The 17,567-nt window shown below is 66.6% G+C and carries 15 protein-coding genes; 8 read left to right on the top strand and 7 right to left on the bottom strand.

Annotated features, from left to right (window positions below; all coding sequences use genetic code 11):
* Positions 1–192: 192 nt before the first annotated feature.
* The 6 genes from ACVW17_RS08445 to ACVW17_RS08420 all read left to right on the top strand — a co-directional run bounded on the left by ACVW17_RS08445 (position 193) and on the right by ACVW17_RS08420 (position 8,998).
* The gene (locus ACVW17_RS08445; RefSeq protein WP_456751458.1) at positions 193–2,337 is read left to right on the top strand and encodes an ATP-binding protein; all 2,145 of its coding nucleotides are present in this window, start codon (positions 193–195) and stop codon (positions 2,335–2,337) included.
* Between the two features lie 276 nt (positions 2,338–2,613).
* On the top strand, positions 2,614–4,680 hold the full coding sequence (locus ACVW17_RS08440; protein WP_456751457.1) for an ABC transporter ATP-binding protein/permease: 2,067 nt from the start codon (positions 2,614–2,616) through the stop codon (positions 4,678–4,680).
* A gap of 61 nt (positions 4,681–4,741) precedes the next feature.
* On the top strand, positions 4,742–5,569 hold the full coding sequence (locus ACVW17_RS08435; protein WP_456751456.1) for an FkbM family methyltransferase: 828 nt from the start codon (positions 4,742–4,744) through the stop codon (positions 5,567–5,569).
* 221 nt (positions 5,570–5,790) lie between these two features.
* Complete coding sequence (locus ACVW17_RS08430) at positions 5,791–6,177, top strand: VOC family protein (RefSeq protein ID WP_456751455.1); 387 nt, start codon at positions 5,791–5,793, stop codon at positions 6,175–6,177.
* Between the two features lie 106 nt (positions 6,178–6,283).
* Positions 6,284–6,535 (top strand): hypothetical protein, encoded by a 252-nt coding sequence (locus ACVW17_RS08425; protein WP_456751454.1) that lies wholly within the window; start codon positions 6,284–6,286, stop codon positions 6,533–6,535.
* Positions 6,536–6,748: 213 nt separating this feature from the next.
* Entirely contained in the window at positions 6,749–8,998 is a 2,250-nt protein-coding gene (locus ACVW17_RS08420) for an OmpA family protein (protein WP_456751453.1), read from the top strand.
* Positions 8,999–9,289: 291 nt separating this feature from the next.
* On the opposite strand, the gene ACVW17_RS08415 is transcribed toward ACVW17_RS08420, so the two are convergent.
* Positions 9,290–9,655, bottom strand: a complete 366-nt coding sequence (locus ACVW17_RS08415; protein WP_456751452.1) for a nuclear transport factor 2 family protein — start codon at positions 9,653–9,655, stop codon at positions 9,290–9,292.
* Between the two features lie 151 nt (positions 9,656–9,806).
* Here ACVW17_RS08415 and ACVW17_RS08410 point away from each other — a divergent pair, with 151 nt between their 5' ends.
* Entirely contained in the window at positions 9,807–10,394 is a 588-nt protein-coding gene (locus ACVW17_RS08410; protein ID WP_456751451.1) for a TetR/AcrR family transcriptional regulator, read from the top strand.
* Between the two features lie 159 nt (positions 10,395–10,553).
* Here the strand turns inward: ACVW17_RS08410 and argG are convergent, their stop codons facing one another.
* From argG to ACVW17_RS08380, 6 genes are all read right to left on the bottom strand, one after another.
* Entirely contained in the window at positions 10,554–11,891 is a 1,338-nt protein-coding gene (gene argG / locus ACVW17_RS08405; RefSeq protein WP_456751450.1) for an argininosuccinate synthase, read from the bottom strand.
* Between the two features lie 90 nt (positions 11,892–11,981).
* Positions 11,982–12,764, bottom strand: a complete 783-nt coding sequence (locus ACVW17_RS08400) for a phosphatase PAP2 family protein (RefSeq protein ID WP_456751449.1) — start codon at positions 12,762–12,764, stop codon at positions 11,982–11,984.
* A 39-nt stretch (positions 12,765–12,803) separates the two neighbouring features.
* The gene (locus ACVW17_RS08395) at positions 12,804–13,289 is read right to left on the bottom strand and encodes a hypothetical protein (RefSeq protein WP_456751448.1); all 486 of its coding nucleotides are present in this window, start codon (positions 13,287–13,289) and stop codon (positions 12,804–12,806) included.
* Positions 13,290–13,405: 116 nt separating this feature from the next.
* Positions 13,406–14,620 (bottom strand): 23S rRNA (adenine(2503)-C(2))-methyltransferase RlmN, encoded by a 1,215-nt coding sequence (rlmN, locus tag ACVW17_RS08390; RefSeq protein ID WP_456751447.1) that lies wholly within the window; start codon positions 14,618–14,620, stop codon positions 13,406–13,408.
* A gap of 75 nt (positions 14,621–14,695) precedes the next feature.
* Entirely contained in the window at positions 14,696–15,277 is a 582-nt protein-coding gene (locus ACVW17_RS08385) for an invasion associated locus B family protein (protein WP_456751446.1), read from the bottom strand.
* A gap of 207 nt (positions 15,278–15,484) precedes the next feature.
* Positions 15,485–16,324: an SDR family oxidoreductase gene (locus ACVW17_RS08380; protein WP_456751445.1), complete on the bottom strand. Its 840-nt coding sequence runs from the start codon at positions 16,322–16,324 to the stop codon at positions 15,485–15,487.
* Between the two features lie 90 nt (positions 16,325–16,414).
* On the opposite strand from ACVW17_RS08380, the gene ACVW17_RS08375 reads away from it, so the two are divergent.
* A complete protein-coding gene (locus ACVW17_RS08375; RefSeq protein ID WP_456751444.1) occupies positions 16,415–17,395 on the top strand; it encodes an NADPH:quinone oxidoreductase family protein in 981 nt (326 codons plus the stop codon).
* Positions 17,396–17,567: the final 172 nt, after the last annotated feature.

Raw genomic sequence — 17,567 nt, 5'->3', positions numbered from 1 at the left:
GATGGCGCCGAGCAGCACCCGCCCTCCGCCGCGGATGTAAGCCGGCACGCACTTGATCGATCCCGGTTGGCCTCCGGTAACCTTGACTTGTCGCCGGGAGGCGAAGCAGCCCCAGCGCCGCGCGCCAGGACAGGGATTCGCTTCCTCCGGCGCAACGGTTTGCGTTAATGTTGCTGCGGAGCCGGAGCGCCCGTGCAGACCGCACACCGCAATTCGCTGAGACTGCTGCAATGGATGATGGCCGCCTCGCTGGCCCTTCCGCTGGCGCTGTTCGCGTTTGCCTCCGCGATGTCCTGGATCTCGACCAGCGACGCCGCCGACCAGGAGATCCAGCGCACGCTCGACGTCGCCCATGAGCACGCGCTCAAGGTGTTCGAGACCATCGACCGCGGCCTCGCCGAAGTCACCGAGGTGATCCGCGGCATGAGCGACGCCGACATCGCCGCACGCGAGAAGAGCCTGCACCAGCGGTTGCGCGCGGTCGCCGAGGCGCTGCCCCAGGTGAAATCGGTCTGGGTGTTCGATGCCAACGGCCGGGCCCTGGTCAACAGCCTGGTGGAGCCAGCCCCCGACGTCGATTTCTCGGACCGGGACTACTTCCGGATCCATGCCGAAGGCGACATCGGCACCTATATCGGCGAGGTGCTGACGCCGCGGCCGCCCTATCTGGGTGCCCGGTTCTTCAGCGTCGGCCGGCGCCGCAACAACGAGGACGGCAGCTTTGGCGGCGTGATCCAGGCCTCCGTGCTGCCGGAATATTTCGAGACTTTCTACGGCAAGATCGGCCGCGAGCCGGGCAGTTTCCTGGCGCTGATCCGGACCGACGGCGCGGTGCTGGCGCACTTTCCCGTCATCGACCACCCCACCCGGTTCGAGCCGAGCGGACCGCTCGGGCAGCAGCTCGTCGCCCATCCGCAGTCCGGGACCATGACGATTCAGTCGCCGGCCGACGGCATTGAGCGGCGCATGCGCTATGAGCGGCTGGCCGAATACCCGATCTATGTCAGTGCCGGCCTCGAAACCGCGGCGATCCGCTCGCGCTGGGTGTCGACCATGGCCCAGCACCTGGTCTTCGGCATTCCGGCCACCGCCCTGCTGTTCGGCCTGCTCGCGCTCGCCTACCGGCGCACCCAGCGCCTGGAGGAAGAGGCCAACCGGCGCATCGAGGCCGAGGAGGCGCTGCGCCATGGCCAGCGGCTGGAGGCGCTCGGGCAGCTCACCGGCGGCGTCGCGCATGACTTCAACAACCTGCTCACCGTGATCCGCGCCTCGGTCGACATGCTGCGGCGGCCGGACTTGCCGGAGCCGCGGCGGCAGCGCTACATCGATGCGATCTCCAATACCGTGAACCGCGCCGCCAAGCTGACCAACCAGCTGCTGGCATTCGCGCGCCGGCAAACCCTCAAGCCCGAGGTGTTCGACGCCAGCCAGAACGTCCGCACCCTGAGCGAGATGATCACCACCCTGATCGGCTCGCGGGTCGAGATCACCGCCCAGGTGCCGGACGAGACCTGCCTGGTCAATGCCGATGCCGGCCAGTTCGAGACCGCCATCATCAACATGGCAGTGAACGCGCGCGACGCCATGGACGGCGTCGGTCGGCTCACGATCGCAGTCCGCGTCGTGGACAAGCTGCCATCCACGACGAGCACTCCACCGGGCTCGCACGGCCATGTCGCCGTCACGGTAGCCGATACCGGCGTCGGCATTCCGCAGGAACTGTTCGGCCGTATCTTCGAGCCGTTCTACACCACCAAGGAGGTCGGCCACGGCACCGGCCTCGGCCTGTCGCAGGTGTTCGGCTTCGCCAAGCAATCCGGCGGCGAGGTCACCGTGACCAGCGAGGTCGGCAAGGGCTCGACGTTCACCTTGTATCTGCCGCGCGTCGTCGGCGGACCCGGCGCGCAATCGCCGCTCACCGAGGATGCGCCGTCGGTCGATCCGACCAGTGCGTCGGTGCTGATCGTCGAGGACAATGCCGAGGTCGGAAAATTCGCCGCCGATACGCTGACCCAGCTCGGCTGCACCTGCGTGCTGGTGGAGAACGCCACCCACGCGCTGGAGGAGCTCGCGGTCGACCCTGATCGCTTCGACCTGGTGTTCACCGATGTCGTGATGCCCGGCATGAGCGGCATCGAGCTTGCGGAGGAGATCCGCCGGCAGGGCCTCGATCTGCCGATCGTGCTCGCCTCCGGCTACAGCCAGGTGCTGTCGCAGCAGGGCAGCGGCGGCTTCGAGCTGCTGCAGAAGCCCTATTCGGCCGAGCAGCTCGCCCGCGTGCTGCACAAAGCCGCGCGCTCGCGCCGGCTGAAGCGGGACCAAGCGCCGGCGGGGTGAGGTGGTGACGTATCCCACAAACGCCGTCGTCCTGGCGAGGGCCAGAAGGCCATAACCACCGAACTCCGTGATGGACGGGACCGTGGCCCCAGCGTCGGACAACAATTGAAATTTGAGCTCATGGGTCCAGGCTTGCGCCAGGACGACGATGACTGTTCCCGATTCAAGGCGTCAAACGCACGGCTCAGCGTCGCATTCTCGCAACATCCGTCGGGTCAATCGGCTGCCCCTCGGAACCGCAATGGAACCTTCTGATTTCGCTCCCGTTGTCACGCGATGGCCAAGGCTAAGGCAAAATCCAGATCGTCGAAGGGGGCCTCGCCGGCCAAGGCCACCTCGCCCCGGAAAGCGAGCACAAGGCGTGCCGGCGCCGCAGACGGCAACGCCGCACCGAGCGGAGCGGACGACAAGGAGGCCGACGACAAATCGGAGCTCGTCGAGGTCGTCGCCGAAGACGGCGACCATGTCGAACCGCCGCCGCCGGAAATTCTCGAGCCCGATCCCGAATTGTCGCCCGAAGAGGCCGAACAGGCGCGCAAGGATTATCTGCTGACGCGGTTCTGGATCAGCGCGCGCGGCTATTGGGGCCGCAACGGCGATCGGCTGGCGTGGCTGTTCACGATCGGCCTGCTGCTGCTGATCGTCGCCAACGTCGCCGTGCAGTACGGCATCAATGTCTGGAATCGCGCGATCTTCGATGCGATCGAGAAGCGCGACTCGGCGTCAGTGTTCCATCTGACGGCCATCTTCTTCCCGCTTGCGATCGGCAGCGTGCTGTTGGGTGTCGCCCAGGTGTTCGGCCGCATGAGCATTCAGCGGCGCTGGCGCGCCTGGCTGACCAATGCCGTCGTGTCGCGCTGGCTGGCCAATGGGCGTTACTACCAGCTCAACCTCGTCGACGGCGATCACAAGAATCCGGAATACCGCATCGCCGAGGATCTGCGGATCGCAACCGACTCGCCGGTCGACTTCGTCGCGGGTGTGACGTCGGCGCTGCTGTCCGCCGTTACCTTCATCATCGTGCTCTGGACGATCGGCGGCGCGCTGACGGTGACGCTCGGCGGCTCGTCGATCAGCATCCCGGGCTTCCTGGTGATTGCCGCCATCATCTACGCCGCGATCGCGTCCGGCTCGATCACCGCGATCGGCCGCCGCTTCGTGCAGATATCCGAGGACAAGAACCAGGCGGAAGCCGAATTCCGCTACACGTTGACGCGCGTGCGCGAGAATGGCGAAAGCATCGCGCTGCTCGGCGGCGAAGCCGAAGAACGCGACGGCATCGACAGGACGTTCTCGAACGTATTGCGGCAATGGGCACGGCTCGCCGGACAGCACATGCGGACGACGCTGGTGTCGCAGGGATCGAATCTCATTGCGCCGGTAGTCCCCCTCTTGCTGTGCGCGCCGAAATTCCTCGATGGCAGCATGACGCTCGGCCAGGTGATGCAGGCGGCGTCCGCCTTCACCATCGTGCAGACTGCGTTCGGCTGGCTGGTCGACAATTATCCGCGGCTCGCCGACTGGAACGCATGCGCGCGCCGCATCGCCTCGCTGATGATGTCGCTCGACGGGCTCGAGCGCGCCGAGACCGGCGACGGCTTCGGTCGCATCAAGCGCGGCGAGACCGCGGGCGAGGCCATGCTGAGTCTCAACGATCTCTCGGTCACGCTCGACGACGGCACGGCCGTGGTCGGCGAAACCGAGGTCGACGTCGAGGCGGGCGAGCGGCTGCTGGTTGCCGGCGAATCCGGGACCGGAAAGAGCACGCTGGTGCGCGCCATCGCCGGCTTGTGGCCGTGGGGCGGCGGCAGTGTCGGCGTGCACGCGGACCGCCGCCTGTTCATGCTGCCGCAAAAACCCTACGTGCCGTCGGGCACGCTGCGGCGCGCGGTGGCCTATCCCGGTGCGGCGGAAGACTGGAATGTCGAAGAGATCGGCGAGGCCCTGCACAAGGTCGGCCTCGACCATCTCAAGGACAAGATCGAAGAGGATGCGCCGTGGGACCAGACGCTGTCCGGCGGCGAGAAGCAACGGCTCGCCTTTGCGCGCCTGCTGCTGCACAACCCCGACATCGTCGTGCTCGACGAGGCGACGTCGGCGCTCGACGAGAAGAGCCAGGACAAGATGATGGAGATGGTGACGACGGAGTTGCCAAAAGCGACCATCGTCAGCGTCGCCCATCGGGTCGAGCTCGAAGCGTTCCATAGCCGCAAGATCGTGCTGGAGCGCCGCAAGGGCGGCGCCAGACTGGTCAGCGACGTCGACCTGATTCCGCGCAAGGGCAAGCGACGGCTGCTGGGACGCTTCCTGCGGCAGCGCCAGGCATCGAGCAAGGCCGCATAACGGACGTTGGCGCTCCCGCCAAAACCGGCTATGCATGCCGCGCTTTTGACGAGGACCAGGCTTGATCCCCAGCAACGACATTTCGCCGGCGCCATTCGGCGCCTTTGCGCCCAATGCGGCGCAGGCCGCCATCATCCGGCTGGCGCACGGCTCTGGATTGAAGCGCGGCGCGTTCCGGCCCTGGCTGTCGCGGCTGGTCGATCTGTTCGGCGCAGGACCGCTCGATGTGAGCTATCAGGGCGCCTCGTTCCGCTTCTATCACCAGGCCAGCGCGACCGAGCGCGGCGCGCTGTTCAATCCCGATTACAATCTTGAAGAGCTCGCCTTCCTGCGCCGGCATGTCGGCGCCGGCGGCACCTTCGTCGATCTCGGCGCCAATGTCGGCACCTATGCGTTGGCGCTGGCGCGCGATGTCGGCGCCGATGGCAAGGTGATCGCGATCGAGCCGCATCCGGTGACGCATGCGCGGCTCAAATTCAACACGCAGGCCTCCAACTATCCGCAGGTGCGGCTGGTTGCGGCGGCCGCGGGTCCGAGCGACGGCGAGCTGATGATCGAGACCGACGGCGACAATCTCGGCGCCAGCCACATCGTCACCGGCACGCCGACCGGCAAGGCATACAAGGTGCCGTCGCTGCGGCTGCAACGCATCCTCGAGGAGGCCGGCGCAAGCAAAGTCGATGCGCTGAAGATCGACGTCGAGGGCTTCGAGGACCGCGTGCTGACCGGCTTCTTCCGCGACGCGCCGGAGCAGTTGTGGCCGCGCGCGGTGGTGATTGAGCATCTGTCGAAAGACGAATGGACTGACGACTGCATCGCCGACATGCACAGCCGCGGTTACGTCGATCAGGGCCGGACCCGCAGCAACACGCTGCTGGTGCGCGGTTGAGAAGCCGCTAGTTGCTCGCGGTGAGAAACGGGGAGATGGTGCGCGCAGCTCCATCCACGTCATTGCGAGCGACGCGAAGCAATCCATCGCACGGCAAGCTGAGGAATGGATTGCTCGTCGCTATCGCTTCTCGCAATGACGTCGGCGCCGAAGCGTCAATCCGCTCGGGGAGAGCGAATATCGAATCGACTACCTGACCGCCACAACAAGCGAGGCTCGCGATGATCGACCATATCGGCTTTTCGGTTTCCGACTATGAGCGCGCGAAAGCATTCTACCAGACCGCGCTGGCGCCGCTCGGCTACGGCTTGATCATGGAGGTGCCCGCTGAAGCGACCGGGCACGCGCCGGCGGCGGGCTTCGGCGCCAACGGCAAGCCGGACTTCTGGATCGGCGGCGAAGGCGCGATGAACAAGCCGGTGCATATCGCGATCACCGCCAAGGACCGCGCCACCGTCGACGCCTTCTACAAGGCTGCGATGGCGGCGGGCGGCCGCGACAACGGCGCGCCCGGCATTCGCGCGCATTATCACCCGACCTATTATGGCGCGTTCGTGCTCGATCCCGACGGCCATAATATCGAGGCGGTCTGCCACACGCCCGAATAGCGCCGCACAGGAACGGCTTGGCGCGCGTTCCGTTATCGCTTCGAACTGCGATGGAGCGATCAATGCGCGCGACGCGAGCCGGCATCGGCCACGACACCTCGATCTGATGCCGATCGAGCCTCCCGAGATTCCGCCGACGACGCCCGGCAATCCGAGCGAACCGCCGCCCGGAATTCCCCCCGGCAATCCGCAGCCGGAGGTTCCAGCACCGGTGCGCGAACCCGGCGAACCGCCGCGACCGGACGAGTTGCCGGGCAATACGCCCGACGAATCGCCGGTGCGCGGGCCACCCGGACCGACGGGCCCGCCGCCCGCGACAGATCGACCTGTCGGCCGATCAATCACGCGCGCGCCTTAGTTCCCAATCGCTGACAATCGTGTCCGGGCGTTTCTTATGAATGTCCAGTGAACAAGGGCACATGCAACCCGTTATAATGTCGAAATAAACTTCGCCGATGATTCGGTGCTCGCCACAATCCGGCCCAACGGCTGGCAATTCATCGTGTCGCCGAATTGTTCGGCTCTCACTTTCGCTCCTGCCCAGACTTTCCGCCCCGGGGACTCCGATACCATGACAAAGCTTCGTCTCGTGCTGCTCGCCACGACCGCGCTGACGGTGATGCAATTCGCAATCTCAGCGTCGCACGCACAAACTTCGCCGCTGGTCGTCGCACAGGCGCAGCCAAAGGAAGAGCTCGGCCCCGACGGAAAGCCGAAGCCAAAACCGGCGCCGGGCGCTCCCGCACATCCGGCACCGCCGGCCGCCGCGCCGCATCCGCAGGCGCCTCCCGCAGCCGCGCCGCCCGCCCATCCAGCTCCGCCGCCGGCCGCAGCGCCCGCGAGGCCGACCCCGCCCGCAGCGCCTGCGCGGCCCGAACCGCCCGCTGCCGCACCGGCAAAGCCGACACCGCCTCCGGCAGCCGCACCGCATCCCGCGCCGCCTCCGGCTCCCGCACGGCCGGAACCGCCCGCCGCGCGTCCGGCACCGCCGCCGGCAGCCGCGCCCGCACGGCCCGAACCACCTGCCGCAAAGCCGGCGACACCACCGCCTGCGGCCGCGCCCGGACGCCCCGAACCCCCTGCTGCGAAGCCGGCGACGCCGCCGCCCGCGGCTGCACCCGCGCATCCCACACCGACCCCGCCGCCGCCCGCCGCAGCACCGCAGCGGCCAGGCACGCCGTCGACGCCCGCACCGGGTGCAGCGCATACAACGCCAAGCCCGACGCCGGGGGCCGCAACGCCGGCACCGGGCGGCGCTGCTCCGGCAGCACGCCCCGGCACGCCGCCCGTAGCCGCAACACCGACGCCCGCAACGCCCCAAGCTCCGACAATGGCGCCTGCCGAACGCCGGCCCGGCGATCGCCCGGGCGGCGAACGTCCGGGTGGCACCAAGCAACCGCCGGGCACGACGTCGCCGGCAACGCCCGCACCGGGCGCGACACCGGCAGCACCGGGTGCCGCTGCTCCGGCAGCACGCCCCGGCACGCCGCCGGCAGCTGCAACGCCAACGCCGGCTGCACCTGCAACGCCGGGAGCTGCAACACCGACTCCGGGTCAGCAGGGACGTCCCGCCACACCGCCCGGAACGCCTGCGACCCCGGGAGCAGCGATGGGCGCCCCCGGCGCAGCGCCGGCACCCGCGCAGCAGGCCCGTCCGGGCGCTGCGCCCGGCTTGCCGCCGGCCCAGGGGGCCGCCATGGGCGCGCCCGCGGCACCGACCGTGGTGCCCGGCTCGGCCGCCGCAACGCCGCCGCCCGGCAAGGCGCAATACGCCCCGCCGACGGTTGCGCCGGCATTCCGGGCCGCACCTGCAGTCGCGGCACCGCTGCCGCCGCCGCCGCGCCATGACAACATCACACCGCTCGCGATCGGCGCCGCAGTCGGTGCAGGCGTGGTGGCCGGTGCCATCATCGGCGGGAGCATCGCGGACCTGCGCGGCCAGCGGCAGGAAGTCGTCGAAGACGGCCGCACCATCTACACCGAGCCGGACCGCGTCATCATCCGCGACCCGAGCGGCCAGGCCTATGTACGCGGCGACGACATCTATCGTTTCCGCTATGGCGCGCGCGACATCCGCACCGAGACGATCGGCGGCGAGACCCGCACCATCGTGGTCCGTCCCGACGGCAGCGAGATCATCACCGTGGTCGGCGCCGACGGCCAGATGCTGCGCCGAATCCGCAGGGATCCCGGCGGGCGCGAGCTCGTCATCATCGACAACAGCTATCGCGATCCGCGTGCGGTCGGCGGCTTCTATGTCGACGTACCGCCGCCCGTGGTCAACATTCCCTACGATCGCTACATCGTCGACGCTCAGGACGCGTCGCCCGACGTGATCTACGAGACCATGGAGGCACCGCCGGTGCAGCGGATCGATCGGCGCTACTCGCTCGAGGAGATCCGCTACAGCCCCAATGTCCGCATGCAGATGCCGTCGATCGACCTCAACACGATCAACTTCGATTCCGGATCGTGGACCATCCCGCCCGATCAGGCGGCGCGGCTGCAGGTGATCGCCGACGGCCTCAACCGGGCCATCCAGCGCAACCCGCGCGAGGTGTTCCTGATCGAAGGCCATACGGACGCGACCGGCAACGACACCGACAATCTGTCGCTGTCGGACCGCCGCGCGCAATCGGCCGCCGAGTTGCTGACGCAGCAGTTCGGCGTGCCGGCCGAAAACCTGACCTCGCAGGGTTACGGCTCGCAATATCTGAAGGAGCAGACTGACGGACCGAGCCGCATCAACCGGCGCGTCACGGTCCGCCGCATCACTCCGCTGCTCAACGGCGGCACCGCCTCCGCCGCGCCACCGCGCTGAGCCGGTGCGACATCACGAGACCAAAATGGCCGGGAGCGATCCCGGCCATTTTCGTTTTGGTCGTCGGATGAGCGGGCTCTTGCTTCACCTCGCCCCGCTTGCGGGGAGAGGTCGGAACGCATCGCGAGATGCGTTCCGGGTGAGGGGGTGCAGGTCTATCTACGCACACGACTCGTGGAGGGAGCCCTCACCCAACCCTCTACCCGCATCCGCCTTCGCCCGAAGGCGGGCTTCGGCGGACAAGAGAGCGGGGCGAGGGAGCACACCGTCAGCGCGGTGTTGTCAGTGACCTCACCGCGCCATCTGCGCCGGATCGTAGAAGAAGCGCTCCTCGATCAGCTCCTCGCCACGCCAGGTCTGCCAGGCGACCTCCTCCATGCGGCGGACCTTGCCGTCCTTGGCCGTGAACTCGAACCGCCAGCAGATCGCCGAGTGATCGCCGTCGACGAGCAGCGGCCCGAGCCGCGTGGTCGTCACGCTGCTGACCGCGGCCAGCACGGCGGCCTCGCGCGCCGCGAGAGCTTCACGACCGACGCGCCATTCGCCGTCGTTCTCCTGGGTGCGGGCATCGGCCGAGTAGAAATTCCTGATGGCGCCGACATGGTCGTTGGACTCGACCGCGTCAGCGAAGGCTTGCAGCGTCTTGAGCGAGGGCATGTGCCATCTCCATTTACCGACTGATGGTCGGTATTTATCGACTGCCAGTCGGTAAGTCAATTGGCTTGCGGCTGGAACTGGGTTAGACAGCATGATCCGGAAAAGTGTGACGCGGTTTTTCCGATAGATCATGCTCAGACAATAACGAACCATGGCAACCCAGGCCGAGCGGCGCGAGAAGACCAGAGCCTCGATCGTCAAGGCAGCGCGCCGCATTTTTGGCGAGCGCGGCTTTGCCGCGACGACGATGGACGACATCGCTGCCAGCGCGCGCGTCGCCAAGGGTGCGGTCTATCACCACTTCGCAACGAAAGAGGCGGTGTTCGAGGCGGTGTTCGAGCAAGTGTCGATCGACCTCGTCGCCGATCTCGACCGCATCTCGCGCGCCGAGAACGATCCACTCGCGGCGGTGGCGGCGGGCACGCAGGGCTATTTCGCGGCGTGCGCGAAGGGCCCGACCGGCCAGATCATCCTGCGCGACGGCCCCGCCGTGCTCGGCTGGGAACGCTGGCGCGAGATCGACGCCAAGCATTTCGGCGGAAAATTTCCGCGCGCGCTGGCGGCGGCGATGGAGGCCGGCGTGATCGCGAAGCAGCCGATCGAACCGCTGGCGCGGCTGTTGCTCGGCGCAGTGACGGAGGCGGCAGTCGCGGTGTCAGCGGGGCCCGATATCGGCAAGACCGGCACCGATTACGCGCGGGCGTTTCGTTCGCTCTTGGATGCGCTGAGGGTGAAGTAGCCGAACTCTCTCCCCGTCGTCCCGGCCGCGATCCATAACCACCGGGAGTTATCGTGGAAGCGAGCTGGGGCCACAACATGCTCAATAACCACGGCCTGTGGTTATGGGCCCCGGGTCGCGCTTCGCTTGCCCGGGACGACGAGGTGAGAGAGCGTGGCCTCAATCCTTGTCGCTCTCGAGCTGGAAGATCTGCGCGCCTTCGCCGCTCGAAATCAATCCGGTCTTGTTGTAGAGGCCGAGCTTGGCGCGGGTGTCCGAGATGTCGAGGTTGCGCATGGTCAGCTGGCCGATGCGGTCGGCCGGCGTGAAGGCGGCGTCCTCGACCTTCTCCATGCTGAGCCGCTCCGGCGCATAGGTCAGGTTCGGGCTCTCGGTGTTCATGATCGAATAATCGTTGCCGCGGCGCAGCTCGAGCGTCACCTCGCCGGTGACGGCGCGCGCCACCCAGCGCTGCGCGGTCTCGCGCAGCATCAAGGCCTGCGAATCGAACCAGCGGCCCTGGTACAGCAAGCGGCCGAGTCGCATGCCGCTGATGCGGTACTGCTCGATCGTGTCCTCGTTGTGGATGCCGGTGACCAGCCGTTCGTAGGCGATGTGCAGCAGCGCCATGCCGGGCGCCTCATAGATGCCGCGGCTCTTGGCCTCGATGATGCGGTTCTCGATCTGGTCGCTCATGCCGAGGCCATGGCGGCCACCGATCGCGTTGGCTTCCAGGAACAGCGCGACCGGATCGGCAAACGTCTTGCCGTTGAGCGCGACCGGCTGGCCTTCCTCGAACCGCACCACGACCTTCTCGGCCTTGACGTCGCAATCGGCGCGCCAGAACGGCACGCCCATGATCGGGTTGACGATGGTGATGCCGCTCGCAAGGCTTTCGAGATCCTTCGCCTCATGGGTCGCGCCGAGCAGGTTGCTGTCGGTCGAATAGGCCTTCTCCGCGCTCATCTTGTAGGCGAAGCCCTGCGCGGTCATGAACGCCGACATCTCGGCGCGGCCGCCGAGCTCGTCGATGAACTGCTGGTCGAGCCAGGGCTTGTAGATGCGCAGGCTCGGGTTGGTCAGCAGGCCGTAGCGGTAGAAGCGCTCGATGTCGTTGCCCTTGTAGGTCGAGCCGTCGCCCCAGATGTTGACGCCGTCCTCCTGCATCGCCGCGACCAGCATCGTGCCGGTCACCGCGCGGCCGAGCGGGGTGGTGTTGAAATAGGTAATGCCGCCGGTCGAGATGTGGAACGCACCGGACTGGATCGCGGCGATACCCTCATGGACAAGCTGGGTGCGGCAATCGACCAGGCGGGCCTTCTCGGCGCCGAAATCCATCGCCTTGCGCGGGATCGCGTCGTAGTCGGCCTCGTCGGGCTGGCCGAGATTGGCGGTGTAGGCGAACACCTTGGCGCCCTTCAGCTTCATCCAGAGCAGCGCCGCCGAGGTGTCGAGCCCGCCCGAGAACGCGATGCCGACTTTTTCGCCGGTGGGCAGGCTTTTCAGAATCGTACTCATGGAACGGTCCAATCGGTCGACATGGATCAGGTTTCAGGGCTGGCGATATCAAATTTCCGCAAGCGGAGCACGCCTTTAATCGGGCTCCAATCAGGCTTCGGGCCGGCTGGATGCAGCCTTGCCGCCCCGGCGCCAGCGCTGCATCCACCGGTAGCCGGGCATTGCAAGGCGCGTCAGCGCGGCATCGACCGCCTCGTCCGTCAGCCGGGTCGCTGCCCAGCGGTAGATCAGCGCGTAGAACAGCCAGACGGTGAAGAACGACACCAGGCCCGCGATCGCCACATCGGTGAAAAAGTGCCCGCCAAAGGCCATTCGAAGCCCACTGGTGACGATGCCGAACACGGTCGCCGCGGCAAAGGCCAGCGGCCGCCAGGCTGGCGGCGTCAGCGCCGCCGGCGCATAGGTCCAGAACGCGGTGGCGCCCTCGCCGGAGAAGAACGAGCAGTTGCGCGGGCAGCCGCCGCGCGGATCCCACCACGGCATGAATTGCAGGTCGCCGCCGAACTGCGTCACGACCACCGGGCGCGGCCGGCCCCAATAATTCTTGAAGGTGAAGTTGGTCAGCACGCCGGCCGAGAGCAGCATCGTGGTGAGCAGGAACACCGCGGCGCGGCCGGACATCAGCATCGGCCGATCGGGCCGAATGAATTTCCAGACGATGGTCACGAGCGCCGGTAGCACCAGTGCCCACGCGATCCACATCGCCGCATCGCGCGCAAAAGCGGCGATCGCGTCGAGCTTCAACGGAAAGGTTTTCTGCGCGGCGTCGTAAAACAGCGCGGCGAGCTTCAGATCGAGCTCGGGATAGAGCCCGAACAGGATGCCGATGATGAGCGCGAGCGCCAGGGCGATGAAAAGTCCGGTCCGGTTCATGGCGCGCGGTTTAGCCGAGGCGATGGGGTATGGGAAGCATCACGGCCGCGGCGATTGTGACGGCAATGGCGGGGGCGGCGGTAATGGACGGCGCGGCTCGCGCCAGGCACCGGCGCTGCGGCCGGCGATCAGCCAGTAGACCAGGCCCGCGACGATGCCGGCGCCGGTCATGATCTCCAGGTGCCGGCGTACGATGCCGTGGAACTGGATCGTATCGGGATCGAACGGGACCAGGCCGAGATAGCAGGCCGCGCCGACGATCGCGCCGCCGACCGCGTAAGCCAGCACGCTTCGGATGTAGAACGCCTCGGTGATCAGCACCACGATCAGCGCGGGCAGCAGCGCAAAGCCCGAGATGAAGATGAAGCCGAAGCCGAGCACGATATCGATCGCGCTCTGGTCGATCTGGCCGCCGAAATCGCTGATCTCGGGGTACAGCACCGCGACGACCACGATGATCCCTGCCACGAAGCAGGACATCAGGAAGCCGAACGCGACGACGAACAGGCGGCCGATCAGGGCCATGCTACCTCCCCGTCATTGCGAGCGGAGCGAAGCAATCCATCTCGCCACTTGCCGAGGCATGGATTGCTTCGTCGCTTCGCTCCTCGCAATGACGGATTGCATGGAGGCAGCACTTCTCAATCCGTCATTGCCATCGCGCGCAGCGCCTGGCGCTCGCGGGCGGAGAGCTTTTCGGTCTCCGACTTGAGCTGGCCGCAGGCGGCGAGGATGTCGCGGCCGCGCGGCGTGCGCACCGGCGAGGAATAGCCGGCATTGAAGATGTATTCGGAGAATTTCTCGATTTGCTCCCAGTCCGAGCATTCATAGGCGGTGCCCGGCCACGGATTGAACGGGATCAGGTTGATCTTGGCCGGAATGCCCTTCAGCAGCTTCACCAAGAGCCTGGCGTCATCGAGCGAATCGTTGATGCCCTTGAGCATCACATATTCGAAGGTGATGCGCCGCGCGTTGGACGCGCCGGGATAGTCGCGGCAGGCCTGCAACAATTCCTTGATCGGATATTTGCGATTCAGCGGCACCAGCTCGTTGCGCAATTCGTCGCGCACCGCGTGCAGCGAGATCGCGAGCATCACGCCGATCTCGTCACCCGTCCGCTTGATGTTCGGCACCACGCCCGAGGTCGACAGCGTGATGCGGCGGCGGGAAATGCCGATGCCCTCATTGTCGCCGACGATCAACAGCGCATCGCGCACCGCGTCGAAATTGTACAGCGGCTCGCCCATCCCCATCATCACGATGTTGGTGACGCGGCGGGTGCCGTCCTCGCGGTCGGCCCAGTCGTTGAGCCGGTCGCGCGCCACCATCACCTGGCCGACGATCTCGCCGGCGGTAAGGTTGCGCACCAGCCGCTGCGTGCCGGTGTGGCAGAACGCGCAATTCAGCGTGCAGCCGACCTGCGAGGACACACACAGCGTGCCGCGATCGGTCTCGGGGATATAGACGCACTCGACCTCGTGCGGCCGCTCGAGCTTGTCGCCGCTCGGCAGCCGCAGCAGCCATTTGCGGGTGCCGTCATTGGAGATCTGCTCGGCGACGACCTCGGGACGGTCGACGGTAAAATGCTTCTCGAGCTCGGCGCGCATGTCCTTCGAGACGTTGGTCATCTCGGCAAAGCTTTGAGCGCCGCGGAAATACATCCAGTTCCAGAGCTGCTGGGTGCGCATCTTGCGCTGACCCGCCTGCACGCCGATCTCGCCCAGGCGATCCGATATCTCGGCGCGCGACAGCCCGATCAGCGACGGCTTGGCCGGCGGCACATAGGTCTCGAGCGGAACCTTTTCGACCAGCGCGCTGGCGCCGGAGACTGCCTTGGTGGTCACGGTGTCGGTCATGAAACCTCAAATAGGCCTTCCAGCCGGTGCTGGAAAGCCGCCTAATACCTCAATTTTACGCCTTAAGTCGCGTCTCTAGCGCCGGCAGTCCTGGCCCACCCGGTCGAGCGCCTGCGCCAGGCCCTTCAGCGAGAAGGTATCGATCGTCTCGGTTCCCTTGGCCGAGACGGCTTTGACCGTCAGATCGGCCGATTTGCGCATGGCTTCCACCATCCGCTCCTCTTCGGCCGCATTCTTGATCCAGAGGCCGTCACCCTGCGTGTACATCGCATAGGTCCCGCCGCCGACCTGCAATGTCGATTCCGAGCCCGGCTTCACGGTGTAGCCGATCATGATCGAGACTTCGTTGACGACCTTCTCCGCCGGGCGGGTGGAGATGAAGGCATAGGCCGGATCGCGTGGCCGGTTCGCCGGATTGGTCTTCGACGACGCCGGCTTGGCGAGCGCGAAGCACACCTTCTTGCCGTTGGGCGCGGCGGTGTAGGCGCCCCAGGTCCCGAATTGCCCGATCAGCGTCGGCTCTGCGCCGCCGGCCGCAGCCGCGGCCGCCGAAGGCGACGGCTTGGCCGCGTCTTTCTTGGGCGCAGCCTGCGTCGGTGCGAGGGTGATGATCCCGCACAGACCACAAGCCGCCAATGATGTCAGAATCTGCCGCACAGCCAACTGGTTCCCCCATCATTGTGACTGCAAGATGGCCCGGCGATTCCCCCTCCGCCGGCCGGGATGGATAACCGGGGAAACGCTTTTTTGGGAAGGCAGTTACAGTCGGATGCGCGTGCGGACCCAACGCCACCAGCGCACGTCTACTCTTCTCAGTGCACGCTCATTGTTTGCTGATGCGCATCAGCCCTTAGCAGTCCTTTTTCATCCGTTGGCACGCGCCGCGCGCTGGCTCTCCCACTGCGCATCGGTCCATTGCAGCAGGTCCTCGGCACCGGAACTGCGCAAATGCGAGCCGCCGTCCTGCACCACCATCTCGCCATTGATGTAGCCTGCCTGATCGGAGATCAGGAAGGTCGCGAGATTGGCGAGCTCGAAATGTTCGCCGGCGCGGCCGAGCGGATTGCGATGCGACCAGGTCTCGCCGCGCGCTTCGGGGCGGAGCTGGCCGGTCGCCCCTGGCGTCGGGAACGCACCCGGCGCGATCGCCACGGTGCGGATGCCCTTCGGACCCCATTCGACGGCGAGGCTCTTGGTCATCGCCAGCACCGCGGTCTTGGCCATCGACGACGGCACCGTGAACGCGCGGCCCGTGATGGTCGAGGTCGAGAGGATCGAGAGCACCACGCCCTTGTGCTTGCCGTCGATCCAGCGGCGGCCGGCGGCGAGCGTGCAATACATCGTGCCGTGCAGGGTCGGCGCGAGGATCGCGTCCGCCGCGCGGAATGACAAATGTTCGCTCTGCGCAATAAAGGTTGCGGCCGCATTGTTGACGAGCACGTCGATCGGCGCGTCCTGCCAGATCTGATCCATCATTGCTTCGACCGCACCGCCGTCGCGGATATCGCAGCGCGCGATGGAGACCTTGGCGCCGAGCTCGCTGCGGAATTTCGCGGCGGTTTCCTCCAGCAGCGCCTCGCGCCGGCCGCAGATGATCAATTCGGCGCCGAGTTCGGCAAAGCGTCGACCCATCGCAGCGCCGAGGCCGGAGCCGCCGCCGGTGATCAGGATGCGCTTTTTCGCTAGCAGGCCTTTTTCAAACATAGTTTGATCCCTCCGCACTGTATTGTCGCTCCGCCGCAAATCCGGCATGAAGCTTTCAGTCCTTTTTGCGTCCGAAACTCAGGTGTGTCCATGAAAGCCATCCTCTGCTCGCAATACTGTCAACCCGACGATCTCGTGCTGGCTGACGTGCCCGATCCGGTGGCGGGTCCCGGCGAAGCCGTAATCGCGATCAAGGCGGCGGCGCTGAATTTCTTCGACATCCTGATGATCCAGGGCAGGTACCAGATCAAGCCGCCATTCCCGTTCTCGCCGGCCGCCGAAGTCGCCGGCGAGATCGAGAGCGTCGGCGCCGGTGTCACCGATCTGAAGGTCGGCGACCGTGTCGTCGCATCCTGCGGCCACAACGGCGCGCGCGACAAGATCGCGCTGCCTGCGAATTCGATCGTGAAGATTCCCGACAATCTTGATTACGACCGCGCCGCCGGGATCATCATCATCTACGGCACCGCGCTGCATGCGCTGGAGGATCGCGCGAGCCCGAAACCGGGCGAGACGCTCGCGGTGTTAGGGGCTGCCGGCGGCACCGGCCTCGCCGCGTGCGAGCTCGGCAAGCTGATGGGCCTCAAGGTGATCGCATGCGCGTCGTCGGACGAGAAGCTCGCCTTCGCCAAGCAGCACGGCGCCGAGCTGACGCTGAACTACGCCAAGGAAGATCTGAAAGAGGGCCTGCGCAAGCTGACCGACGGCAAGGGCGCCGACATCGTGTTCGATCCGGTCGGCGGCGCCTATGCCGAAGCCGCGCTGCGCTCGACCGCATGGGAGGGGCGCTTCCTGGTGATCGGCTTTGCCGCCGGCGACATCCCGAAGATTCCGCTCAACCTCGCGCTGCTGAAGGGCTGCGATATCCGTGGCGTGTTCTGGGGCGCGTGGGCGCGGCAGAATCCGGAGAAGAACCGCAAGAACCTCGAGAAGCTCGTGCAGTGGACCGCGGAAGGCAAGATCTCCTCGCATGTCGACCGCACCTTCCCGCTGTCGCAGACCGCGGAAGCGTTGAAGGTGCTGGCCGGCCGCAAGGCAATGGGCAAGGTGATCCTGCATCCGGGCAGCTGAAGGCAACGCTGAACCGCAGGCTCCTAACTATCTCCGTCACCCTGGGGAGCGCCACCGGGTCCGCGCAAAGCGCGGCCCGATGACAGGCTCCGCGCGTCTCGAAGGGTCGACGGCCCGGACCGGGGCTGTCCATCCTTCGAGGCTCGCAAGAGCTCGCACCTCAGAGGGTGTG

This window comes from Bradyrhizobium sp. USDA 4473 (assembly GCF_054063335.1).
Note: the sequence above shows the minus strand (reverse complement) of the source record. Positions and strands in the feature narration are given on the sequence as shown.

What these genes read in the sequence shown, in the direction of transcription:
- ACVW17_RS08440 (WP_456751457.1), top strand. Translation starts at nt 2,614, where the DNA reads ATGGCCAAGGCTAAGGCAAAATCCAGATCGTCGAAGGGGGCCTCGCCG.
- ACVW17_RS08430 (WP_456751455.1), top strand. Translation starts at nt 5,791, where the DNA reads ATGATCGACCATATCGGCTTTTCGGTTTCCGACTATGAGCGCGCGAAA.
- ACVW17_RS08425 (WP_456751454.1), top strand. Translation starts at nt 6,284, where the DNA reads ATGCCGATCGAGCCTCCCGAGATTCCGCCGACGACGCCCGGCAATCCG.
- ACVW17_RS08420 (WP_456751453.1), top strand. Translation starts at nt 6,749, where the DNA reads ATGACAAAGCTTCGTCTCGTGCTGCTCGCCACGACCGCGCTGACGGTG.
- ACVW17_RS08415 (WP_456751452.1), bottom strand. Translation starts at nt 9,655, where the DNA reads ATGCCCTCGCTCAAGACGCTGCAAGCCTTCGCTGACGCGGTCGAGTCC.
- ACVW17_RS08410 (WP_456751451.1), top strand. Translation starts at nt 9,807, where the DNA reads ATGGCAACCCAGGCCGAGCGGCGCGAGAAGACCAGAGCCTCGATCGTC.
- argG (WP_456751450.1), bottom strand. Translation starts at nt 11,891, where the DNA reads ATGAGTACGATTCTGAAAAGCCTGCCCACCGGCGAAAAAGTCGGCATC.
- ACVW17_RS08400 (WP_456751449.1), bottom strand. Translation starts at nt 12,764, where the DNA reads ATGAACCGGACCGGACTTTTCATCGCCCTGGCGCTCGCGCTCATCATC.
- ACVW17_RS08395 (WP_456751448.1), bottom strand. Translation starts at nt 13,289, where the DNA reads ATGGCCCTGATCGGCCGCCTGTTCGTCGTCGCGTTCGGCTTCCTGATG.
- rlmN (WP_456751447.1), bottom strand. Translation starts at nt 14,620, where the DNA reads ATGACCGACACCGTGACCACCAAGGCAGTCTCCGGCGCCAGCGCGCTG.
- ACVW17_RS08380 (WP_456751445.1), bottom strand. Translation starts at nt 16,324, where the DNA reads ATGTTTGAAAAAGGCCTGCTAGCGAAAAAGCGCATCCTGATCACCGGC.
- ACVW17_RS08375 (WP_456751444.1), top strand. Translation starts at nt 16,415, where the DNA reads ATGAAAGCCATCCTCTGCTCGCAATACTGTCAACCCGACGATCTCGTG.